Raw genomic sequence first — 842 nt, forward strand, 5'->3', positions numbered from 1 at the left:
GCTGACCGTGGTTCGGAATGCCGATGATATCACCGGCCCACGCCTCTTCCGCCAGTTCCCGATCCGCTGCAAGGAACAGGACGGGATTGGACACCGCCATCTGCTTTTTGGAGCGGACATGCAGCAGCTTCATTCAGGTTGCCGAACACCAGCGATGCCATCGCCTGGCGTGCAATATGCTCCGGGTCTTGGTTCGATGACCGGATGCCCGAGATGATCTGCGCCTTGATGCGGGTGATCGCACTTTCGTTGAAGCTGGGCGCCACAAGCGCCGAATGAAGCAGATCGGCCCCCTGATCGCGGTTTTCCGTCAGGAAACGTGCCGAGACGGAAACCATGTCCTTGTTGGACGAAAAGTCGATGTCGGCGGCCAATGTGTCGCGGGCGGCGGCAAAGGCCTGCGCGTCCATGTCACCCGTTCCTTCTTCGAGCATTGCGGCCATCAGATTGGTTGCGCCGCGTTTCCCCTCGGCATCCAGCGAAGTGCCGCCCCGGAATTCGATTTCCAGCGCGGTAAAGGGGATGTCATGCTCTTCGACCAGCCACGCGGTAATGCCCCCGGGCGAGGTCACTTTCTGGATCGGAACGGCTGCATATGCCGGCAATGACAGACAGATCAGGGCAATCGCGGTTTTCAGGATCTTCATTGCGTCACCTCGTCAGATTCCAGCCAGGTTGATGCACGTGATCGCAGCCAAGGCCGTTGCCTTTGGCGAGGCGCTGCGCCCCGAGTTCAAGGCCTATGCCGCACAGGTCAAGGCGAACGCCGCGGCCATGGCCGACCAACTGATGAAGGGCGGGATCGACATCGTTTCCGGCGGTACCGACAACCACCTGTGTCT

Annotated in this window: 2 pseudogenes; one reads left to right on the top strand and one right to left on the bottom strand. The window is 60.5% G+C overall.

Going from position 1 to position 842, the window contains the following annotated elements:
• Nucleotides 1-647: pseudogene (locus TR36_RS14030) on the bottom strand (insulinase family protein); the annotation flags it as partial.
• A gap of 28 nt (nt 648-675) precedes the next feature.
• On the opposite strand from TR36_RS14030, the pseudogene glyA reads away from it, so the two are divergent.
• Nucleotides 676-842, top strand: a pseudogene (gene glyA / locus TR36_RS15150) (serine hydroxymethyltransferase); the annotation flags it as partial.

The sequence above is a fragment of the Falsirhodobacter sp. alg1 genome (assembly GCF_000739715.2).
Taxonomy (GTDB): Bacteria; Pseudomonadota; Alphaproteobacteria; order Rhodobacterales; family Rhodobacteraceae; genus Falsirhodobacter.